We start from the raw sequence: 16,636 nt of genomic DNA, 5'->3' as shown, positions 1-16,636 counted from the left end.
GCAGGCTGGATCAGCAGTCTGGGGCCCCGCGCGCTTGCTCGCTTTGCCGTTCCTGCTAAAAGGCGCTCCGACAATCCGTGACGCCCAAGCCCCAAGCGTCCGCCATCGACGGAGCAGAAATGTCCAAGACCAAAGACGTCAAGAAAGTCGTGCTTGCCTATTCCGGCGGTCTCGACACATCCATCATCCTGAAATGGCTGCAGACCGAACTCGGCGCCGAGGTCGTCACCTTCACCGCCGATCTCGGTCAGGGCGGCGAGCTGGAGCCGGCGCGCCAGAAAGCCGAGATGATGGGCATCAAGGACATCCGCGTCGTCGATGTGCGCGAGGAATTCGTCACCGACTTCGTCTTCCCGATGTTCCGCGCCAATACCGTCTACGAAGGCACTTATCTGCTGGGAACCTCGATCGCACGGCCATTGATTTCAAAGCACCTCGTCGAGATCGCCAGGGAGACCGGCGCCGATGCGATCGCGCACGGCGCTACCGGCAAGGGGAACGACCAGGTGCGTTTCGAGCTTTCCGCCTATGCGCTGAACCCCGACATCAAAGTCATCGCGCCGTGGCGCGACTGGTCGTTCAAGTCGCGCACCGACCTGATCAACTTCGCCGAGCAGCACCAGATTCCGGTGGCCAAGGACAAGCGCGGCGAGGCACCGTTCTCTGTCGACGCCAACCTGCTGCACTCGTCTTCCGAGGGCAAGGTTCTCGAAGATCCGTGGAGCGAGCCGCCGGAATTCGTCCACCAGCGCACCGTTTCGCCGATGGATGCACCCGACAAGGTCACCGAGATCGAAATCGAATTCCTGAAGGGCGACCCGATCGCGCTCAACGGCAAGAAGCTGTCGCCGGCGACCATGCTGGCCGCACTCAACGATCTCGGCCGCGACAATGGCATCGGCCGGCTCGACCTGGTCGAGAACCGCTTCGTCGGGATGAAGTCGCGCGGCGTCTATGAGACGCCCGGCGGCGCCATCCTCATCGTGGCCCACCGCGCCATCGAATCGATCACGCTCGACCGGGGGGCCGGCCACCTCAAGGACGAGTTCATGCCGCGCTACGCCGAGCTCATCTACAACGGTTTCTGGTTCTCGCCCGAGCGCCTGATGCTGCAGGCGATGATCGACAAGAGCCAGGAAGACGTCGAAGGCACGGTGCGGCTGAAGCTCTACAAGGGCAATGTCATCGTCACCGGCCGCAAGTCGAAGAAGACGCTCTATTCCGATGCGCTGGTCACCTTCGAGGACGACCGCGGCGCCTACGACCAGAAGGATGCCGCCGGCTTCATCCGCCTCAATGCGCTCAGGCTGCGCACGCTTGCCGCGCGCAACCGCGCGAAGTAGCACGGATGCATGGCCTTGGTCGCCACCTGGCGCTGCTGGTTTTTCTGGCAACGCCGGCCGTGGCCGAGGATTTCGATCCCGCCTCTCTCGACCTCGCCGCGCTGATTGAATGCAGGGCGGACGTGCCGGCCTATAACGGCTTTGCCCTGTGGCTGGCCGGCGGACCCGGTGCGGCGGAGACGCTGGGATGGAAAGACGTTGCATCAGGCAATCCCTTCCTCGCGCAATATCAGCTGCCCGCCCCGGTCCATGTCTTCGGGCGCGAGACGGGAACAATCGTCTTTACCGCGACAGGGCCGATGGCCGTGCTTGACGGCATCGCCGCGCCCGACCTCGCTCGGCAGCTCGGGGTCCTGGCGATGGTCTCGACGCCGGATAAATTCCTTGGCGAGAAGGTGGTGACCGAAAGCACCGAGGACACCGGCGGCGTCAGTCTGTCCACGCGCATCACGCTCAATGTCTCGACCGTCGGCACCCACCCCGGCAAGACGCTGGCCGGCTGCTCCTACCTGATTGACGTTGGTGATTAGCCGGGAAACATCCTTCGTCATCCACGGGCGGAGCAAGGAGCGTAGCGAGGCAGCGCAGACCCGAGGATCCATGCCGGGACTCTGGAACGCCGCAATGGTGCAGAATTTCACTCCGCTGCACTCCGTGGCAAAGGTCACGGCATGGATCCCAGGGTCTCCGCGACGGAGCTGCGCTCCTGCTTCGCCCTGGGATGACGACATTGGGGAGGCTGCGGCCAATCCCCAATGTCCGTGGCAGTTCCATCAACAAAAAAAGCCCGGCGCGTGGCCGGGCTCTTGTCACAATAGAAGGTATAGAGATTTCAATCAGTCGCCATCGATCGCCGTGGCGATCTGCACGATGGCCTGCTGGTAGACGTTTGCGTCATTCCAGCCGGCAATTGCGCCGATATTGGCCGCAGCGCTGGCACCCCGCCGCCAGCCATGGGCCTTGAGGAAATTGGCGGTAGAAGCCAACGCGGTGGCTTTGTCGCGCAGGTTTCCGCTGCCCACGCCATATTTCAGGACATTCCCGGGCAGGAACTGCGTATGGCCGATCTCGCCATGCGCGGCGCCGACCGACGAGGCGCTCAAAGCCCCGCGATCAACCAGCTTCAGGGCCGCAATCGCATGTGGGTGGAAAAACGCCGGACGGCGGCAATCATAGGCAAGCGTCAGAATGGCGGAAACAGTATTCTGGTTGCCCATGGACGAACCGAAGCCGGTCTCCATGCCCCAGATGGCCAGCAACACACCCGGCGACACGCCGTAGTTGCTTTCGATCTGGCTGAACAGCGCCGCGTTCGATTTTTTCAGCGAACGGCCCTTGGAAATGATCGCCGCCCCGCCACGGCGCTTCATGAAGGCTTCCACCGAGCCGCTGAAAGCCTTGTGGATGCCGCGATCGACGGAGATCGTCTTTGTCGCGTAAGTGGCGCCAGCCAGCGCGGCCAGACCCCTGGCGCCGACACCTTCGGACTTGGCCTCCGCGGCGAATCCCGGTTTCCAAGCATCGAAGCCGGCACCGGTGCTGCCACAACTGGCCGCCGCCTGCGCCCCCGTCGCCAACCCAAGCACCGCCACCACCGCGGCCGCAAAAATCCTACCCTTGGCAAGAAATGCCATGTTGTTCTCCTGGTTGCCTGATTCACGTCCCATCTGCGAATTTGCCAGCGAAACGCGCACTTGTCACGGTCTGCGGCACAATGCTGGCGAATGCCGGGGAATTTGCCTACGATCAAGTGATTATTGTGGCGGGGTCGAAATAGCCATGGAAGACGTTGATGTCGTCGGCGCCGGCTCGGCGGCCGGCGAGCATCTCGCCGGTCCGCTGATCCAGGCCTGCGGCCGTGCGCGCCTGTCGGGCGAAGCGGTGGCCAGACAGGTCGCTGCCCAGCTTGCGGCGAAATAGTCTCGATGCAATGCGGAACGCCGGCCGGCGGTTCGCGTTTGGGCACGGGCCGCATGGACGCTGTGCCTCTTCTGATGAATTGAGACCGACATGAAACTGTTCGACTGCCCGCATTGCGGCCACCGTCTCTACTTCGAGAACGCGCAGTGTCTGAACTGCTCCAGCCTTGTGCTCTACGATCCCGAGCATGCCCGCTTTGCCTTGGCGGGCACGGACGGCATCTTCCAGTGCACCAATGCCGATGAATGCGCCTGCAACTGGATGGCCGAGCCGGGACAGGGTTTTTGCCGCGCTTGCGTGCTGAACCAGCTGATCCCCGATCTCTCCGTCGACGGCAACCGCCGCCGCTGGATCCGCGTCGAGGCGGCGAAGAAGCGTGCCATCTATTCGCTGCTCGCCTTCGGCCTGCCGGTAGCGCCCAAGCAGAGCCCGACGGACGAGATCGGCCTTGCCTTCGACTTCCTCGCCGATCCGATCGGCGGCGGGCCTGGCGGCGAACGCATCCTCACCGGCCATGACAATGGCCTGATCACGCTCAACGTCGCCGAGGCCGATTCAGCCGAGCGCGAGAAGCGGCGCGTCCAGATGGGTGAGAATTATCGGACGCTGCTCGGCCATTTCCGCCACGAACTCGGCCATTATTACTGGGACCGCCTGATCCGCGACGATCCGCAAAGGCTGGACGCCTTTCGCGCTCTGTTTGGCGACGATCGCGCCGATTACGAACAGGCGCTCAAGACCTATTATACCAACGGTGCGCCACCCGACTGGCAGCAAAACCACATCTCGGCCTATGCCACCTCGCATCCCTGGGAGGATTGGGCCGAAACCTGGGCCCACCATTTGCACATCACCGACACGCTGGAGATGGTCCATGCGCTGAACTTCCCTCTCGGTCGGCTGGAGACGGTGGAAGCCAACGATTTGCCGCAAGGCGACACCGGCGGTGAGCTGCAGGCCGCCCCTTCGGAACCTGCCAACACGCCCGAGCCCTTCGAAAAGATCCTTGCCCGCTGGCTGGTGCTGTCGGAAGCCTCCAATTCGATCAACCGCTGCATGGGCCTGCCCGACCTCTATCCCTTCGTCATTTCGGACGTGACGGCGCGAAAACTGGCTTTCGTTCACGACCTTTTGACCGGTCTGCCGAAAGAGGCGGGAACAAATCGTGAGGTGGCGCCGGCATTTTAGCCGGAACGCATGCGCCGCTGCCCCGTTTTCAAACCCGAGGGACCATGAAAACGGAGAGAAACCCATGAAATCCGTATTGTTTCCCGCAATCGCCGGGATGATGACCGTGATGTCGGGCGCCGCCTTTGCCGACACCGCCGTCTCGGCCGTCACCGATCTCAACGTGCGCGCCGGCCCGGGTCCGCAATATCCGGTCATCGGCGTGCTCGCCGCCGGCCAGTCGGCGACGCTCAATGGCTGCATCGAAAACAGCAAATGGTGCACCATCGCCGAAGCCGGCGGCCAGGGCTGGGTCTATTCCGACTATGTGACGGCCGATTTCAGCGGCAGCCGGGTGGTGCTGACGCAGCGTCCGCACGGCTCCGCCGTTGCCGTCGTCTCACCGCCGGAAGACATCGGCAATTATTCCACCGACTATACCGGGGCGATCGTCGCCGGCGAGCCGGCCGAGGACGGCTTTCCACCACCTCCGGCCGAAGTCCGCACCTATGTCGACACGCATCGCCTCGACCCCGTCTATCTCGACGGCGAGGTGGTGACGGGCGCGACCTTGCCCGACACGGTCGAACTGCGTGAAATTCCCGACTACAACTACCGCTATGTCTATGTGAACGGTCAGCCGGCGCTGATCGATCCGCAGACGCGGCGCATCATGTACGTGGTGCGTTGACGGAGACCAGCGGTCGCGGTCGCGACCGCTGGCGACAACTGGGACAGCCCGCGGCACCCGAGCAACGCCTGGGTGCTGTGTCTGTTTGCGCATTGATCCCTGACGAATAGCGATTCCGATTCCCGAAGCCATCGGCTAGATCAAAAGGCGATGGATTCGGGCGAAGGACTCTGCGTGACGATCGACGACACTGCCTTCGAGCGCTATCGGCAGTCGCCGAACGCCAGGACGACCTTGCCGCGTCTGTCGCTGGGAACGCTGATCGTCGTCGTGTTGTGGGGCGCCACCACCGCGGCCGTTCTGCTCGGCGGCACCCGCCTCTTCTTTGCCTGGCAGGCATCGGCGGCTTCATCCGGCATGGAGGGTTTCCTTGCCTCGCCGATCGGCATCCTCAGCGCGCTCGCCTCTTTCGCCGGCATCTGGATCGGTCTGTGGATCGCCATGCGCTGGGTGCATGGCGAACCGCTGTCGGCGCTGCTCGGCGCCAGCCGCCGCGTATCGTGGCCGGACTTCCTCAAGGGGCTGGTCGCGGTGCTGATCACCTCGGCTCTGTCAGAGATCCTGCTCTACCTCCTGCAGCCGGGGATCGCGCGTGGCACGATCAGCCTGTCGTCCTGGCTGCTGTTCCTGGTCCCGATCGTCGCGCTGACCTTGCTGCAGACGTCCTCGGAAGAGGTGCTTTTTCGCGGCTATCTGCTGCGCGGCCTGGCCAGCCGGTTCAGGAGCCCGCTGATCTGGGCGCTGCTGCCCGGCCTGCTGTTCACCTCACTGCACTGGAGCAGCGCGTCATCGCCCGCCATCAACGCCTGCGTGCTGGTCTCGATCGCCGCTTTCGCGCTGCTGCTGACGCTCGTGGTCTACGCCACCGGCAATCTCGGCGCGGCGCTGGGCGCCCATCTCGGCAACAATTTGACCGGCTTCCTGCTGATCTCGCACCAGGAGAGCTACAACTCCTTCGCCCTGTTCACCGCCAGACCCCTCGAAGGCCCGGGCTGGATGATGTCGGATGCCATTCTCATCGCGCTTATCGGCATCGCCTGCAGCCTGCTGACGATCGCGCTGCTGCTGCATCCGCCCTCGCCGCTGAGGGTTGGGGCCAAGCTTTCGGACGCCAAGAGCACGGCCTGATTGCGACGCAAAGGACGGCCAGACCGGCCCTTGTCTTGACTCCGCGGCTGATTTCCTGTCTACACGCCCCGAATTCCGCGACGAGTATCCCTCCGAGCAAGCCGACCAGGACGCCGAAGCCTCTTTGAGGCCAAGTGCTGTAAATCGATCCTGGAGGCCAACACCCGGCAGCGCTGAGCGCCCCCGGGTGCTTTTTGGTTTTGGGCTTTGCTTTTGCTTGGACAGTTGGCGCGAACGCATTACCTCTCGGGTCGAATGAACCGAGATCGAAGGACGCAAGATGTTTGAATCGCTGCAGGAGCGCCTTGGCTCCATCCTGAACGGCCTGACCGGCCGCGGCGCGCTGTCGGAGGCTGATGTCTCGGCGGCGCTGCGCGAGGTGCGCCGTGCGCTGCTCGAGGCCGACGTGGCGCTCGAAGTGGTGCGCTCCTTCACCGACAAGGTGCGCGACAAGGCCGTCGGCGCCGCGGTGCTGAAGTCGATCAAGCCCGGGCAGATGGTCGTCAAGATCGTCCATGACGAGCTGGTCGACATGCTCGGCGCCGAGGGCGTTGCCATCGACCTCAATGCGCCGGCGCCCGTCGTCATCATGATGGTCGGCCTGCAGGGCTCCGGCAAGACGACCACTTCGGCCAAGATCGCCAAGCGGCTGACCGAGCGTCAGAACAAGAAGGTCCTGATGGCCTCGCTCGACACGCGGCGTCCAGCCGCGCAGGAGCAGCTGCGCCAGCTCGGTGAGCAGGTCAAGGTCGCGACGCTGCCGATCATTGCGGGCCAGAACCCGGTCGATATCGCCAAGCGCGCCGTGCAGGCGGCCAAGCTCGGCGGCCATGACGTCGTCATCCTCGACACCGCCGGCCGCACCCATATCGACGAGCCGCTGATGGTCGAGATGGCCGACATCAAGAAGGTGTCGAGCCCGCACGAAATCCTGCTGGTCGCCGATTCGCTGACCGGCCAGGACGCCGTCAACCTGGCGAAGAGCTTCGACGAACGCGTCGGCATCACCGGCCTGGTGCTGACCCGCATGGACGGCGACGGCCGTGGCGGTGCCGCGCTTTCCATGCGCGCTGTCACCGGCAAGCCGATCAAGCTGATAGGCACCGGCGAAAAGATGGACGGGCTGGAGGAATTCCACCCCAAACGCATCGCCGACCGCATCCTCGGCATGGGCGATATTGTCTCGCTGGTCGAGAAGGCCGCCGAGAACATCGACGCCGAGCAGGCGGCGGCGATGGCCAAGAAAATGCAGTCGGGCAAGTTCGACCTGAACGACCTCGCCCAGCAGCTTCAGCAGATGTCGAAAATGGGCGGCATGGGCGGCATCATGGGCATGATGCCCGGCATGGGCAAGATGAAGGACCAGATGGCCGCCGCCGGCCTCGACGACAAGATGTTCGGCCGCCAGCTCGCCATCATCTCGTCGATGACCAAGGCAGAGCGCGCCAACCCGGACGTGCTGAAACATTCGCGCAAGAAGCGCATCGCCGCCGGCTCCGGCACGGACGCGGCCGAGATCAACAAGCTGCTCAAGATGCATCGCGGCATGGCCGACATGATGAAGGCGATGGGCGGCAAGGGCAAAGGGGGCGGCCTGATGCGCGGCATGATGGGCGGCCTTGCCTCCAAGATGGGCCTCGGCGGCATGATGCCCGGCGGCATGGGCGGCCCAGGGGGTATGATGGGCGGCGGCATGCCTGACCTCTCCAAGATGGATCCCAAGCAGCTCGAAGCCTTGCAGAAGCAGGCGCAGGCTGCCGGCCTCGGCGGCATGAAGGGCCTACCCACCCCCGGCGGCGGTGGCCTGCCCGGCCTGCCGGGCGGCATGAAACTTCCGGGGCTTCCCGGCCTCGGCGGCGGCGGACTGCCGGGCCTTGGCAAGAAGAAGTGATGGGGCAAGAAGAAGTGAGGACACCATGAACGAAGAAAAGGACATGGCGGACGCCCGCACCATCCTGGCCGGCTACCGCGCCTCGATCGACAACATCGATGCCGCCCTCATCCATATGCTGGCCGAGCGCTTCCGCTGCACCAAGGCGGTCGGCGTGCTGAAGGCCGAGCACGGCCTGCCGCCGGCCGACCCGGCGCGCGAGCAGCAGCAGATCGCCCGTCTTCGCCAGTTAGCGAAAGACGCGCATCTCGACCCCGATTTCGCGGAGAAATTCCTCAACTTCGTCGTCCGCGAAGTGATCCGCCACCACGAACAGATCGCCGCAGCCAACGGCGTGACGAAAACCGGCTGAAGAACCAGCCTTAATCCCTATCAACGAAATCAGAGCTTTTAGGAGAAAAGAAATGGCACTGAAGATCAGACTGGCCCGTGCGGGCTCGAAGAAGCGTCCTTACTACCACGTCGTCGTTGCCGACGCCCGTTCGCCGCGCGACGGCCGGTTCATCGAGTCGCTCGGCTCGTGGAACCCGCTGCTGCCCAAGGACGGCGAGCGCGTCAAGGTCGACGCCGACCGCGTCAAGCATTGGCTGTCGCACGGCGCCCAGCCGACCGACCGCGTGCTGCGCTTCCTCGACGAGGCCGGCATTGCCAAGCGCGACGCCCGCTCCAATCCGAAGAAGGCCGAGCCGGGCAAGAAGGCCCAGGAACGCGCCGCTCTGCTGAAGAAGGCGCAGGAAGACGCTGCCGCCGCTGTTGCAGCCGCAACTGCCGCACCGGCCGAGGCGGAAGCCGCCACCGCCGAATAAAGAGTGCTTCATCGCATCGACAAAACGGCGGGCCTGGTGCCCGCCGTTTTGCTGTTCAGCCCTATTCGGACATCGCCTGCATTCCACTTGACGAGGGTCCCCGACGTTGATCTCCTGCCGATGCGGTCTAGGGAGTGTGCGTCTTGAAATCAGTTCTGGTTCTGGCAATGGCCGCTTTTGCGGCGTTAACCCTTGGCATGCCGGCCCACGCGGCCGGTTTCGACAACATCGTACTGTCCGCAACGAAAGGGGGCGAACCCCAGAATGCATTCCCTGCCGACACGCCGGTCATCTATTTATCGGCCGACTTGGTGGATATCCCGGCCACGTCGACGATCACTTTTTCGTGGATTTCGATCGATTCGCATGGCGTAGCGCCAGCCAACTATACGATCGACAAGGTTGACCTCCATGTCGGAGAGAACACCGAGGCGGATTCGCAACTCAGCAAACCCACAGCGGGGTGGCCGGTTGGCACCTACCGTGTCGATCTGATTATCGACGGAACGGTTTCGGACTCGGCACCCTTCAGCATCCCATGATTTGGCCAGCCACCAGAGCAATTCCAGGAAAAGTGTGAAACGGTTTTCCCGGCGCGTAGCGTTTCCCTTGGGAATTGCGGTTAGGGCGCTTCTCTGCTTATCCATCACACGAAAACGGCGGGCCTGTTGCCCGCCGTTTTGCTGTTTCAGTCTTGAGCGCCGCTCAATAGCCGTCCGGGCAGCGGTCGACGTAGACCCGCCCATGGCGGTCGCGGTACCGGCATTGGCCGCTTTCGCTGGCATGGCCGATCAGAGCGCCCGCCACGGCACCGACAGCGCCACCGACGACCGCGCCCTGCACCGGATCTCCGGCCACAGCCGCGCCAATCGCAGCGCCGCCAAGGCCGCCCACGGCAGCGCCTTTTTCCGTCTGCGAACATGCACCGAGCGCGGTGGTAAGCAGCAGAATGGTCAAGATTTTCTTCATTTTTGTTCCTCTCACAGGGGGATCGCCATCGCTCCGCCGAGTGCTTAACTCCCGGACGGCTAATTTGATCCCGCAGAGGATGAAGATCGCGACGCCCGCTTAAACAAGCACCGGCATCCGCACCGGATCATACCTCGGTGTTGCGCTTCAGATTGGCGAGGCCGACCTCGAAATCCCGGCCGATCAGCGTGTCGAAGTTCATGAACAGGCCCATCAGCTTGGCAATGAAGGGCCGGCTACCGCGCATGGCCCAGGTGACCGCAGTGCTGTCACCCGAGGGCGTCAGGGTGAAGTCGACCGTATTGTTGGCCCGGAACGGCTTTTCGAAATCGAGCTTGAGCGCGACCAGCGAGGATGGCACCGAATTGACGATCTCCATGCGCCCCTTGCCAGCTTTGCCATTGCCTTCCCAGGCATAGACGGCGCCCTTGCCGCTTGCCACGCCCGAGAGTGTCCGTTTCATGTTGGGGTCGAGCTTTTCGTAAGGCGACCATGTCGGCCAGCGGCTGAAATCGTTGATCAGCGGGAAGATCGCCTCCGGCGGCGCCTTGATGGTGGTTGTGCGGGTGGTGACGAAATCATTCGGCCGTGTCGCGGCATAGATGAGGACGGCGGCGATGATGACGACCAGGATAATGAGGATGGTGCTGAACATTTTTTCCCTCCTTGAAAGCTATCGGCCGAACGGGATCAGCGCGCGCACCTTGGGGTCGCGCAGGTAGAGGCCGCCCCACAGGATGATGCCGAGATAGACGCCGAACAGCGTGTGCGAGAACAACGGATTGCCGATCCGCGCATAGGTGGCGATGGCGCCGCCCATATAGGCGGTGAGCAGGATGGCGCCGAGCACCGAGGTGCGCGGCAGTGCATAGAGCGCCGTCGCGATCAGGCCGATGACGCCGAGCATACGCGCGACATTGGCATCGGCCGGCCAGCCGAGCGGAACCATGGTTTGCGTGACGACATCGAGCGGCGGCAGCTTGATGGCGCCGTCGAAGATCATGAACAGGATGATGAGACCGCTGAGCACACGGCCGGTCCACAGGGCGCCGGACGAGACGGGCGCGGTTTGAGAAATGCTCATGGGTGTTCCCTCTCCTGATGGTTCGATCCCTTTTCGGCGGGGTCGAACCAAGGACGCGGCATAAGGCAGCAATCCTACAGGGGGGCTGGGTTTTTCGATTCGTTCCTGGCCGGCAGTCAAGCCAGACCGGATTCTAGGAGAAGTAAAACCTCTCCGCCGCGATCATCTTCGGCGGCGTTTCACCCAGCGCCTCGAACACGGAGATCTCGCAGACACGGCACAGACCGTCCAGCGCCAGATCGTTGGCCTCGGTGCCGAACGGATCCTCGAGCTCTTCCGAAAGCGCGTCGAGGCCGAAGAAAGTGTAGGCAATCAGTGCGGTGAACAATGGCGTTGCCCAACCGGTGGTCGAGATCAGCCCGATCGGCAGCAGCAGGCAGACGATGTAGGCGGTGCGATGCACCAGCAGCGTGTAGGCGAATGGCAGTGGCGTGCCGGCGATCCGCTCGCAGCCTGCCTGAATGGCCGTGATCGATGCCAGCCTCTCATCCAGGATGCGAAAGCCGATCATGTCGACCTCGCCGGCCCGGCGCTGCGCATTGGCGCGGCGGCCCATGCGCCTGACCATCTCGTCGGCCGGATTGGAGAAGTTTGCCGCCGTGTCGGCCTCGGCGTCGATGAAGGCGCGGGCGTCTTTCACACTGTCGGTCTTGCGCAATTGCCCGCGCAGGAAATGGCAGAAGGCAAGCGCCTCCATCAGCAAGGCGCGCTGCTCGGTCGGATCGGCGATCAGGCTGGTCGTGGCCCGCGCCAGATTGCGGATCTCGAAGACCAGGGCGCCCCACAGCTTGCGCGCCTCCCACCAGCGATCATAGGCGGCGTTGTTGCGGAACGAGAGGTAGATCGACAGGGTCACGCCGACCAGTCCGAACGGCGTGATGTTGAAAACGCCAAGATCCAGCTGAAACCTGCGTGCGAGAGCGACGATGATCGCCGAATAGAGTGCGAAGCCAAAAATCTGCGGCAGGATACGTGGCACCACGGAGCCGCGCATGATGAAGAACAGCTGCAGGAACCCCGGGCGCGGGCGAACGATCATCGAAGAGCCTTTCACGGACCGGCGCTGGTCCTCAGCTCCTTTATTGTGCGATGCGACAGCTTCGCAAGCCCAGCCGCCAGCGACATCGCCATGTCGTCCGTGCGGTGCGCGCTGGCGCGGACTATCGGCATTCATCGGTCGCGGATATTGAAGGTATGTGGGCTGCCCGCCCCGCATCCATTGAGAGAAAAAGAATGACCGGTGAGACCGATCTGAAGACATTGCTGGCATCGATGACCCCGGAATTGCTCGACGGCATTTATGTCTTCGCCACGCTGGCAACTGAGGTCGCTCCGCCAGAGGGCCTGGAGCCGGTCATGGTGTTCCGCGAGCGCGAAGGCACGACGCTGATCGTGACCGAGGAAGCGGCAAAGGCAGCCGGACTGACCGCCTCATTCCGTTGCCGGATGATCACGCTGAACATCCACTCGTCCCTGGAAGCAGTCGGCTTCCTCGCCGCCATCACCACACGGCTGGCCAGCGCCGGCATGGGCGTCAATCCGGTCTCGGCGTTCTATCATGACCATCTGTTCGTGCCGGCGGAGCGAGCGGAGCAGGCAATGGTCTTATTGCGTGGACTGGCGGTAGAGAACGGACGGGTTGAGTAAGGCGTCAACGCCTGCGGACGTACAGAATATCCGGCAGGCCTTCCTCGTTGGTCGTGCCATCGCCAAGCGACTCAGCGCGGAACCCATGGCGCTCATAGAAGCGCCGGGCGCCGGTGTTCGCCTGGAAGCAATGCAGTTTCACGACCGGCAAGGCAGCGGTCGCGTCCATCAGCAGCCGGCTGCCGATGCCTTGCCCCGTCCATGCCGGGTCGAGATAAAGCTGTTCCACCCAATCGCCGCTGACGGCGATGAAGCCGACAATCTCTTCGCCGGCCTCGGCGACCGTCACCTGCTGCCGAGGCAGCACGAGACCCCTGATGAAGGCAAGGTCCTCGGCCGGCGTGTGGATGACCGGCATCCAGTCGAACGAAGCAAGTGCTGCCCGCATGAGTTTTGCGATAGCAGCGGCGTCAGAACCGATGGCCGGGCGTAGCGTGACTTTGGCGGGATCGCTCATAGACGTTTCTCTCAACGCAGGCCGGCGCTGCCCCTCATCCGCCCTTCGGGCACCTTCTCCCCGTTGAACGGGGAGAAGGAAGAAGCGCCCCGGCCGAAGGCCGAGCCCGCGACCGCGGGCCGCCCCGGCGCCCTCGCGGAGGGCCCGCCGCGGCAGCGGCGATACGGCCCGTGAGCGATAAGTTACGCCGCCTTCTTCTTCGGCTGGATCAGGCCGCGCTCGACCAGCAGCTCGGCGATCTGCACCGCGTTGAGCGCCGCGCCCTTGCGCAGGTTGTCGGAGACGATCCACATCGACAGGCCGTTGTCGATGGTCGAATCCTCGCGGATGCGCGAGATGAAGGTGGCGTCCTCGCCGGCCGATTCCAGCGGGGTGATGTAGCCGCCGTCCTCGCGCTTGTCCAAGACCTGGCAGCCCGGCGCCTCGCGCAGGATATCGCGCGCCTCGTCGGCGGTGATCGGCTTCTCGAACTCGATGTTGACCGCTTCCGAATGGCCGATGAACACCGGCACGCGCACGCAGGTCGCCGTCAGCTTGATCTTGGGATCGAGCATCTTCTTGGTCTCGGCGACCATCTTCCATTCTTCCTTGGTCGAGCCGTCATCGAGGAAGACGTCGATATGCGGGATGACGTTGAAGGCGATGCGCTTGGTGAACTTCTTGACCTCGACGCCGTCGGCGACGAACACGGCTCGCGTCTGCGTGAACAGCTCGTCCATGCCTTCCTTGCCGGCGCCCGACACCGACTGGTAGGTGGCGACGACGACGCGCTTGATGGTGGCGAAATCGTGCAGCGGCTTCAGCGCCACGACCAGCTGCGCTGTCGAGCAGTTCGGATTGGCGATGATGTTCTTGCGCGTGAACAGCGAGATCGCGTCCGGGTTCACTTCCGGCACGATCAGCGGCACGTCCTGGTCGTAGCGGAAGGCCGACGAATTATCGATGACGACGCAGCCCTGCTTGCCGATCTTCGGCGACCATTCCTTGGAGACGTTGCCGCCGGCCGACATGATGCAGATGTCGGTGTCGGAAAAATCGTACTGATCCAGCGTCCGGACCTTCAGCGTGCGGTCGCCGAACGACACTTCCGTGCCCTGGCTGCGCCGCGAGGCCAGCGCCACGACTTCGCTTACCGGAAAGCCGCGCTCTTCCAGTATGTTGAGCATTTCCCGGCCCACATTGCCCGTGGCGCCGACGACTGCAACCTTGAAACTCATAAAGATCTCCTGTCCCTCTCCGCTTGGTTTTTGGAGAAAACCCGCTGGCCGATGCGGGTTTCGTCCCCCGGGCCGGACCCGGGAGAGGGTGGTTAGGCCAAGGGAATCACACCGTTTTGGTGGTGGTTTTTTTGGCCGTAGTTTTGGTGGAACGAGGGGACGCGCCGATACGCCCGGCCCAATGATGTGCATTGAGGCTGGGGGCGTCGAATGCAAGAAGAGCCATCAAAAGGCCGCGCATCGAAAAACGATCCCGTTCGAGCGGGCTTTTACGCGGTTTGCGGCAAGAGTCAATTGGCGACGCATCGCCTGGCTTTCAAGGCGCGCCCTGTACAAGAGCGGCGGCAGGAAGTACGAACGGCCAAGATTGTTTGGCTGGCGCGGCGCCGGCCCCGGCCTTGTGCTCCATGATGAGCGCAGAACCCTGAATTCCGAAAGAGTGAGATGTCCAACTTCGAAGCTATTGTTCCGGCGCTGGCAAAAGCGCTGGAAAAACGCGGCTATTCCGAACTGACGCCGGTGCAGAAGGCGGTGCTGGAACTCGGCCAGGCCGATGCGCTGGTGTCGGCTCAGACCGGCTCCGGCAAGACCGTCGCTTTCGGCCTGGCGCTGGCGCCGACCCTTCTGGGCGATGCGGAGCGCTTTGCTCATGCCGCGGCGCCGCTGGCGCTCGCAGTGGCGCCGACGCGCGAACTGGCGCTGCAGGTGACGCGCGAACTGGAATGGCTCTACGAAATGACCGGCGCCACGGTGGCGTCCTGTGTCGGCGGCATGGACATGCGCACGGAGCGGCGCGCGCTGGAACGTGGCGCCCACATCGTCGTCGGCACGCCCGGCCGCCTGCGCGATCACATCACGCGCAACTCGCTCGACATGTCGGCGCTGAAGGCCGTGGTGCTGGACGAGGCCGACGAGATGCTCGATCTCGGCTTTCGCGAGGATCTCGAATTCATCCTCGACGCCGCCCCGGCCGAACGCCGCACGCTGATGTTCTCGGCCACCGTGCCACGCTCGATCGCCACGTTGGCCCAGGGCTACCAGCGCGATGCCATACGCATCTCCGCCGCCGGCGAGGAAAAGCAGCATCTCGACATCGAATACCGGGCGCTCAGCGTCGCCCAGGCCGACCGCGAGAACGCCATCATCAATGTGCTGCGTTTCTATGAGGCGAAGAACGCGCTGGTGTTCTGCAACACGCGTGCCGCCGTCAATCATCTGACCGCACGCTTCAACAACCGCAATTTTTCCGTGGTGGCGCTGTCGGGCGAGCTCAGCCAGAACGAACGCAGCCATGCGCTGCAGGCGATGCGCGATGGCCGCGCAAAAGTCTGCATTGCCACCGACGTCGCGGCGCGCGGCATCGACCTGCCCAACCTCGAACTGGTCATCCACGCCGATTTACCGACCAATCCGGAAACGCTGCTGCACCGCAGCGGCCGCACCGGGCGCGCCGGGCGCAAGGGTGTCAGCGCGCTGATCGTGCCCAACAGCGCCCGCAAGCGCACCGAGCGGCTGCTGCAGAACGCCGGGCTGAAGGCGACCTGGGCAAGCCCACCTTCCGCCGACGACGTGATCCGGCGCGACGATGAGCGCATCCTTGCCGATCCGGTCTTCGACGAACCGGTGAAGGACGACGAGCGCGGCTTTATCGATGCGCTTCTCGCCAAGCATGGCGCCGAACGGATCGCGGCCGCCTTCGTGCGCCAGTGCCGCGCCAGCCGCTCGGCGCCCGAGGATCTCATGGATGTCGCGCCGTTCACGCCTTCGCGTGAAAGACCGGCGGGCGAAAACTTCGCGCGCCGTGACGAGGCGCCCAGCCGCCGCGATGATTTCGGCGACAGCGTCTGGTTCTCGCTGTCGATCGGACGCCGGCAGAATGCCGAGCCGCGCTGGCTGATCCCGATGTTGTGCCGCACCGGCAGCATCACCAAGCGCGAGATCGGCGCCATCAAGATGCAGCCGGAAGAGACCTATGTGCAGATATCGGCGGATTGGGCCGACCGTTTTCTCGCCGCGATCGGGCCCGACCGCAAATTGCAGGGCAACATCCTGGTGAAGCGGCTTGAGGGCACGCCGGACCTGTCGCGGGCCGGCTACCAGCCGCCGAGCCCGGACAAGAAGCCGCATCGCGGCAAGGCGCCTTTCGACCCGAACGCGCCGAAGCGCAAATTCGAGAAGCGTGCTCCTGCATCCGCCGATCAGCGCCCGGCAGCCGCGCATGAGGCAAAGCCATGGGCGAAAAAGCCGGGCAAGCCGAAATTCGACAATGCCGGCCCGCCGAAGCACAAGAAAGCGAAGAACCGGCCTTCGTAAAAC

General features: G+C 63.9%; 19 protein-coding genes. 12 read left to right on the top strand and 7 right to left on the bottom strand.

The features are described 5' to 3' along the window. Positions 1 to 119 precede the first annotated feature (119 nt). Together AC1D05_RS17955 and AC1D05_RS17950 are read left to right on the top strand one after the other, a co-directional pair. On the top strand, positions 120 to 1,343 hold the full coding sequence (locus tag AC1D05_RS17955; protein WP_477442553.1) for an argininosuccinate synthase: 1,224 nt from the start codon (positions 120 to 122) through the stop codon (positions 1,341 to 1,343). A gap of 5 nt (positions 1,344 to 1,348) precedes the next feature. Further along, positions 1,349 to 1,873 (top strand): hypothetical protein, encoded by a 525-nt coding sequence (locus tag AC1D05_RS17950; RefSeq protein WP_477442551.1) that lies wholly within the window; start codon positions 1,349 to 1,351, stop codon positions 1,871 to 1,873. Positions 1,874 to 2,179: 306 nt separating this feature from the next. Here AC1D05_RS17950 and AC1D05_RS17945 read toward each other — a convergent pair whose 3' ends face one another. Beyond that, the gene (locus AC1D05_RS17945) at positions 2,180 to 2,977 is read right to left on the bottom strand and encodes a lytic murein transglycosylase (RefSeq protein WP_475455681.1); all 798 of its coding nucleotides are present in this window, start codon (positions 2,975 to 2,977) and stop codon (positions 2,180 to 2,182) included. 145 nt (positions 2,978 to 3,122) lie between these two features. Here AC1D05_RS17945 and AC1D05_RS17940 point away from each other — a divergent pair, with 145 nt between their 5' ends. The 8 genes from AC1D05_RS17940 (at position 3,123) to AC1D05_RS17905 (ending at position 9,488) form a co-directional block, all read left to right on the top strand. Continuing rightward, positions 3,123 to 3,263, top strand: a complete 141-nt coding sequence (locus tag AC1D05_RS17940; RefSeq protein ID WP_477442549.1) for a hypothetical protein — start codon at positions 3,123 to 3,125, stop codon at positions 3,261 to 3,263. Positions 3,264 to 3,353: 90 nt separating this feature from the next. Next, positions 3,354 to 4,451, top strand: coding sequence for a zinc-binding metallopeptidase family protein (locus AC1D05_RS17935; RefSeq protein ID WP_477442548.1), 1,098 nt, complete (start codon positions 3,354 to 3,356; stop codon positions 4,449 to 4,451). Positions 4,452 to 4,515: 64 nt separating this feature from the next. Beyond that, the gene (locus AC1D05_RS17930; protein ID WP_477442546.1) at positions 4,516 to 5,121 is read left to right on the top strand and encodes a DUF1236 domain-containing protein; all 606 of its coding nucleotides are present in this window, start codon (positions 4,516 to 4,518) and stop codon (positions 5,119 to 5,121) included. A 174-nt stretch (positions 5,122 to 5,295) separates the two neighbouring features. After that, complete coding sequence (locus AC1D05_RS17925) at positions 5,296 to 6,249, top strand: lysostaphin resistance A-like protein (protein ID WP_477442544.1); 954 nt, start codon at positions 5,296 to 5,298, stop codon at positions 6,247 to 6,249. 280 nt (positions 6,250 to 6,529) lie between these two features. After that, entirely contained in the window at positions 6,530 to 8,140 is a 1,611-nt protein-coding gene (gene ffh / locus AC1D05_RS17920) for a signal recognition particle protein (protein WP_477442542.1), read from the top strand. 25 nt (positions 8,141 to 8,165) lie between these two features. After that, entirely contained in the window at positions 8,166 to 8,492 is a 327-nt protein-coding gene (locus AC1D05_RS17915; protein ID WP_019862096.1) for a chorismate mutase, read from the top strand. A gap of 52 nt (positions 8,493 to 8,544) precedes the next feature. Then, positions 8,545 to 8,946 (top strand): 30S ribosomal protein S16, encoded by a 402-nt coding sequence (gene rpsP, locus AC1D05_RS17910; protein ID WP_091575968.1) that lies wholly within the window; start codon positions 8,545 to 8,547, stop codon positions 8,944 to 8,946. 143 nt (positions 8,947 to 9,089) lie between these two features. Next, entirely contained in the window at positions 9,090 to 9,488 is a 399-nt protein-coding gene (locus tag AC1D05_RS17905; protein WP_477442540.1) for a hypothetical protein, read from the top strand. Positions 9,489 to 9,651: 163 nt separating this feature from the next. Here AC1D05_RS17905 and AC1D05_RS17900 read toward each other — a convergent pair whose 3' ends face one another. The 4 genes from AC1D05_RS17900 to AC1D05_RS17885 all read right to left on the bottom strand — a co-directional run bounded on the left by AC1D05_RS17900 (position 9,652) and on the right by AC1D05_RS17885 (position 12,038). Further along, positions 9,652 to 9,915, bottom strand: coding sequence for a glycine zipper domain-containing protein (locus AC1D05_RS17900; protein WP_027042802.1), 264 nt, complete (start codon positions 9,913 to 9,915; stop codon positions 9,652 to 9,654). Positions 9,916 to 10,042: 127 nt separating this feature from the next. Next, positions 10,043 to 10,570, bottom strand: coding sequence for an SRPBCC family protein (locus AC1D05_RS17895; RefSeq protein WP_477442538.1), 528 nt, complete (start codon positions 10,568 to 10,570; stop codon positions 10,043 to 10,045). Positions 10,571 to 10,588: 18 nt separating this feature from the next. Continuing rightward, positions 10,589 to 10,999, bottom strand: a complete 411-nt coding sequence (locus AC1D05_RS17890) for a DoxX family protein (RefSeq protein WP_477442536.1) — start codon at positions 10,997 to 10,999, stop codon at positions 10,589 to 10,591. 133 nt (positions 11,000 to 11,132) lie between these two features. Continuing rightward, complete coding sequence (locus tag AC1D05_RS17885) at positions 11,133 to 12,038, bottom strand: bestrophin family protein (RefSeq protein WP_477442534.1); 906 nt, start codon at positions 12,036 to 12,038, stop codon at positions 11,133 to 11,135. A gap of 194 nt (positions 12,039 to 12,232) precedes the next feature. On the opposite strand from AC1D05_RS17885, the gene AC1D05_RS17880 reads away from it, so the two are divergent. Next, on the top strand, positions 12,233 to 12,646 hold the full coding sequence (locus tag AC1D05_RS17880; RefSeq protein ID WP_477442532.1) for an ACT domain-containing protein: 414 nt from the start codon (positions 12,233 to 12,235) through the stop codon (positions 12,644 to 12,646). A 4-nt stretch (positions 12,647 to 12,650) separates the two neighbouring features. On the opposite strand, the gene AC1D05_RS17875 is transcribed toward AC1D05_RS17880, so the two are convergent. Next, complete coding sequence (locus tag AC1D05_RS17875) at positions 12,651 to 13,103, bottom strand: N-acetyltransferase family protein (RefSeq protein WP_477442530.1); 453 nt, start codon at positions 13,101 to 13,103, stop codon at positions 12,651 to 12,653. A gap of 182 nt (positions 13,104 to 13,285) precedes the next feature. Next, positions 13,286 to 14,320, bottom strand: a complete 1,035-nt coding sequence (locus AC1D05_RS17870; RefSeq protein WP_027059343.1) for an aspartate-semialdehyde dehydrogenase — start codon at positions 14,318 to 14,320, stop codon at positions 13,286 to 13,288. 444 nt (positions 14,321 to 14,764) lie between these two features. Here AC1D05_RS17870 and AC1D05_RS17865 point away from each other — a divergent pair, with 444 nt between their 5' ends. Further along, positions 14,765 to 16,633, top strand: a complete 1,869-nt coding sequence (locus tag AC1D05_RS17865; RefSeq protein ID WP_477442528.1) for a DEAD/DEAH box helicase — start codon at positions 14,765 to 14,767, stop codon at positions 16,631 to 16,633. Positions 16,634 to 16,636 lie beyond the last annotated feature (3 nt).

This window comes from Mesorhizobium sp. P2_E9, from assembly GCF_056403815.1.
Note: the sequence above shows the minus strand (reverse complement) of the source record. Positions and strands in the feature narration are given on the sequence as shown.

What these genes read in the sequence shown, in the direction of transcription:
- AC1D05_RS17890 (WP_477442536.1), bottom strand. Translation starts at nt 10,999, where the DNA reads ATGAGCATTTCTCAAACCGCGCCCGTCTCGTCCGGCGCCCTGTGGACC.
- rpsP (WP_091575968.1), top strand. Translation starts at nt 8,545, where the DNA reads ATGGCACTGAAGATCAGACTGGCCCGTGCGGGCTCGAAGAAGCGTCCT.
- AC1D05_RS17950 (WP_477442551.1), top strand. Translation starts at nt 1,349, where the DNA reads ATGCATGGCCTTGGTCGCCACCTGGCGCTGCTGGTTTTTCTGGCAACG.
- AC1D05_RS17955 (WP_477442553.1), top strand. Translation starts at nt 120, where the DNA reads ATGTCCAAGACCAAAGACGTCAAGAAAGTCGTGCTTGCCTATTCCGGC.
- AC1D05_RS17900 (WP_027042802.1), bottom strand. Translation starts at nt 9,915, where the DNA reads ATGAAGAAAATCTTGACCATTCTGCTGCTTACCACCGCGCTCGGTGCA.
- ffh (WP_477442542.1), top strand. Translation starts at nt 6,530, where the DNA reads ATGTTTGAATCGCTGCAGGAGCGCCTTGGCTCCATCCTGAACGGCCTG.
- AC1D05_RS17865 (WP_477442528.1), top strand. Translation starts at nt 14,765, where the DNA reads ATGTCCAACTTCGAAGCTATTGTTCCGGCGCTGGCAAAAGCGCTGGAA.
- AC1D05_RS17945 (WP_475455681.1), bottom strand. Translation starts at nt 2,977, where the DNA reads ATGGCATTTCTTGCCAAGGGTAGGATTTTTGCGGCCGCGGTGGTGGCG.
- AC1D05_RS17885 (WP_477442534.1), bottom strand. Translation starts at nt 12,038, where the DNA reads ATGATCGTTCGCCCGCGCCCGGGGTTCCTGCAGCTGTTCTTCATCATG.
- AC1D05_RS17875 (WP_477442530.1), bottom strand. Translation starts at nt 13,103, where the DNA reads ATGAGCGATCCCGCCAAAGTCACGCTACGCCCGGCCATCGGTTCTGAC.
- AC1D05_RS17870 (WP_027059343.1), bottom strand. Translation starts at nt 14,320, where the DNA reads ATGAGTTTCAAGGTTGCAGTCGTCGGCGCCACGGGCAATGTGGGCCGG.
- AC1D05_RS17940 (WP_477442549.1), top strand. Translation starts at nt 3,123, where the DNA reads ATGGAAGACGTTGATGTCGTCGGCGCCGGCTCGGCGGCCGGCGAGCAT.
- AC1D05_RS17880 (WP_477442532.1), top strand. Translation starts at nt 12,233, where the DNA reads ATGACCGGTGAGACCGATCTGAAGACATTGCTGGCATCGATGACCCCG.
- AC1D05_RS17915 (WP_019862096.1), top strand. Translation starts at nt 8,166, where the DNA reads ATGAACGAAGAAAAGGACATGGCGGACGCCCGCACCATCCTGGCCGGC.
- AC1D05_RS17895 (WP_477442538.1), bottom strand. Translation starts at nt 10,570, where the DNA reads ATGTTCAGCACCATCCTCATTATCCTGGTCGTCATCATCGCCGCCGTC.
- AC1D05_RS17930 (WP_477442546.1), top strand. Translation starts at nt 4,516, where the DNA reads ATGAAATCCGTATTGTTTCCCGCAATCGCCGGGATGATGACCGTGATG.
- AC1D05_RS17935 (WP_477442548.1), top strand. Translation starts at nt 3,354, where the DNA reads ATGAAACTGTTCGACTGCCCGCATTGCGGCCACCGTCTCTACTTCGAG.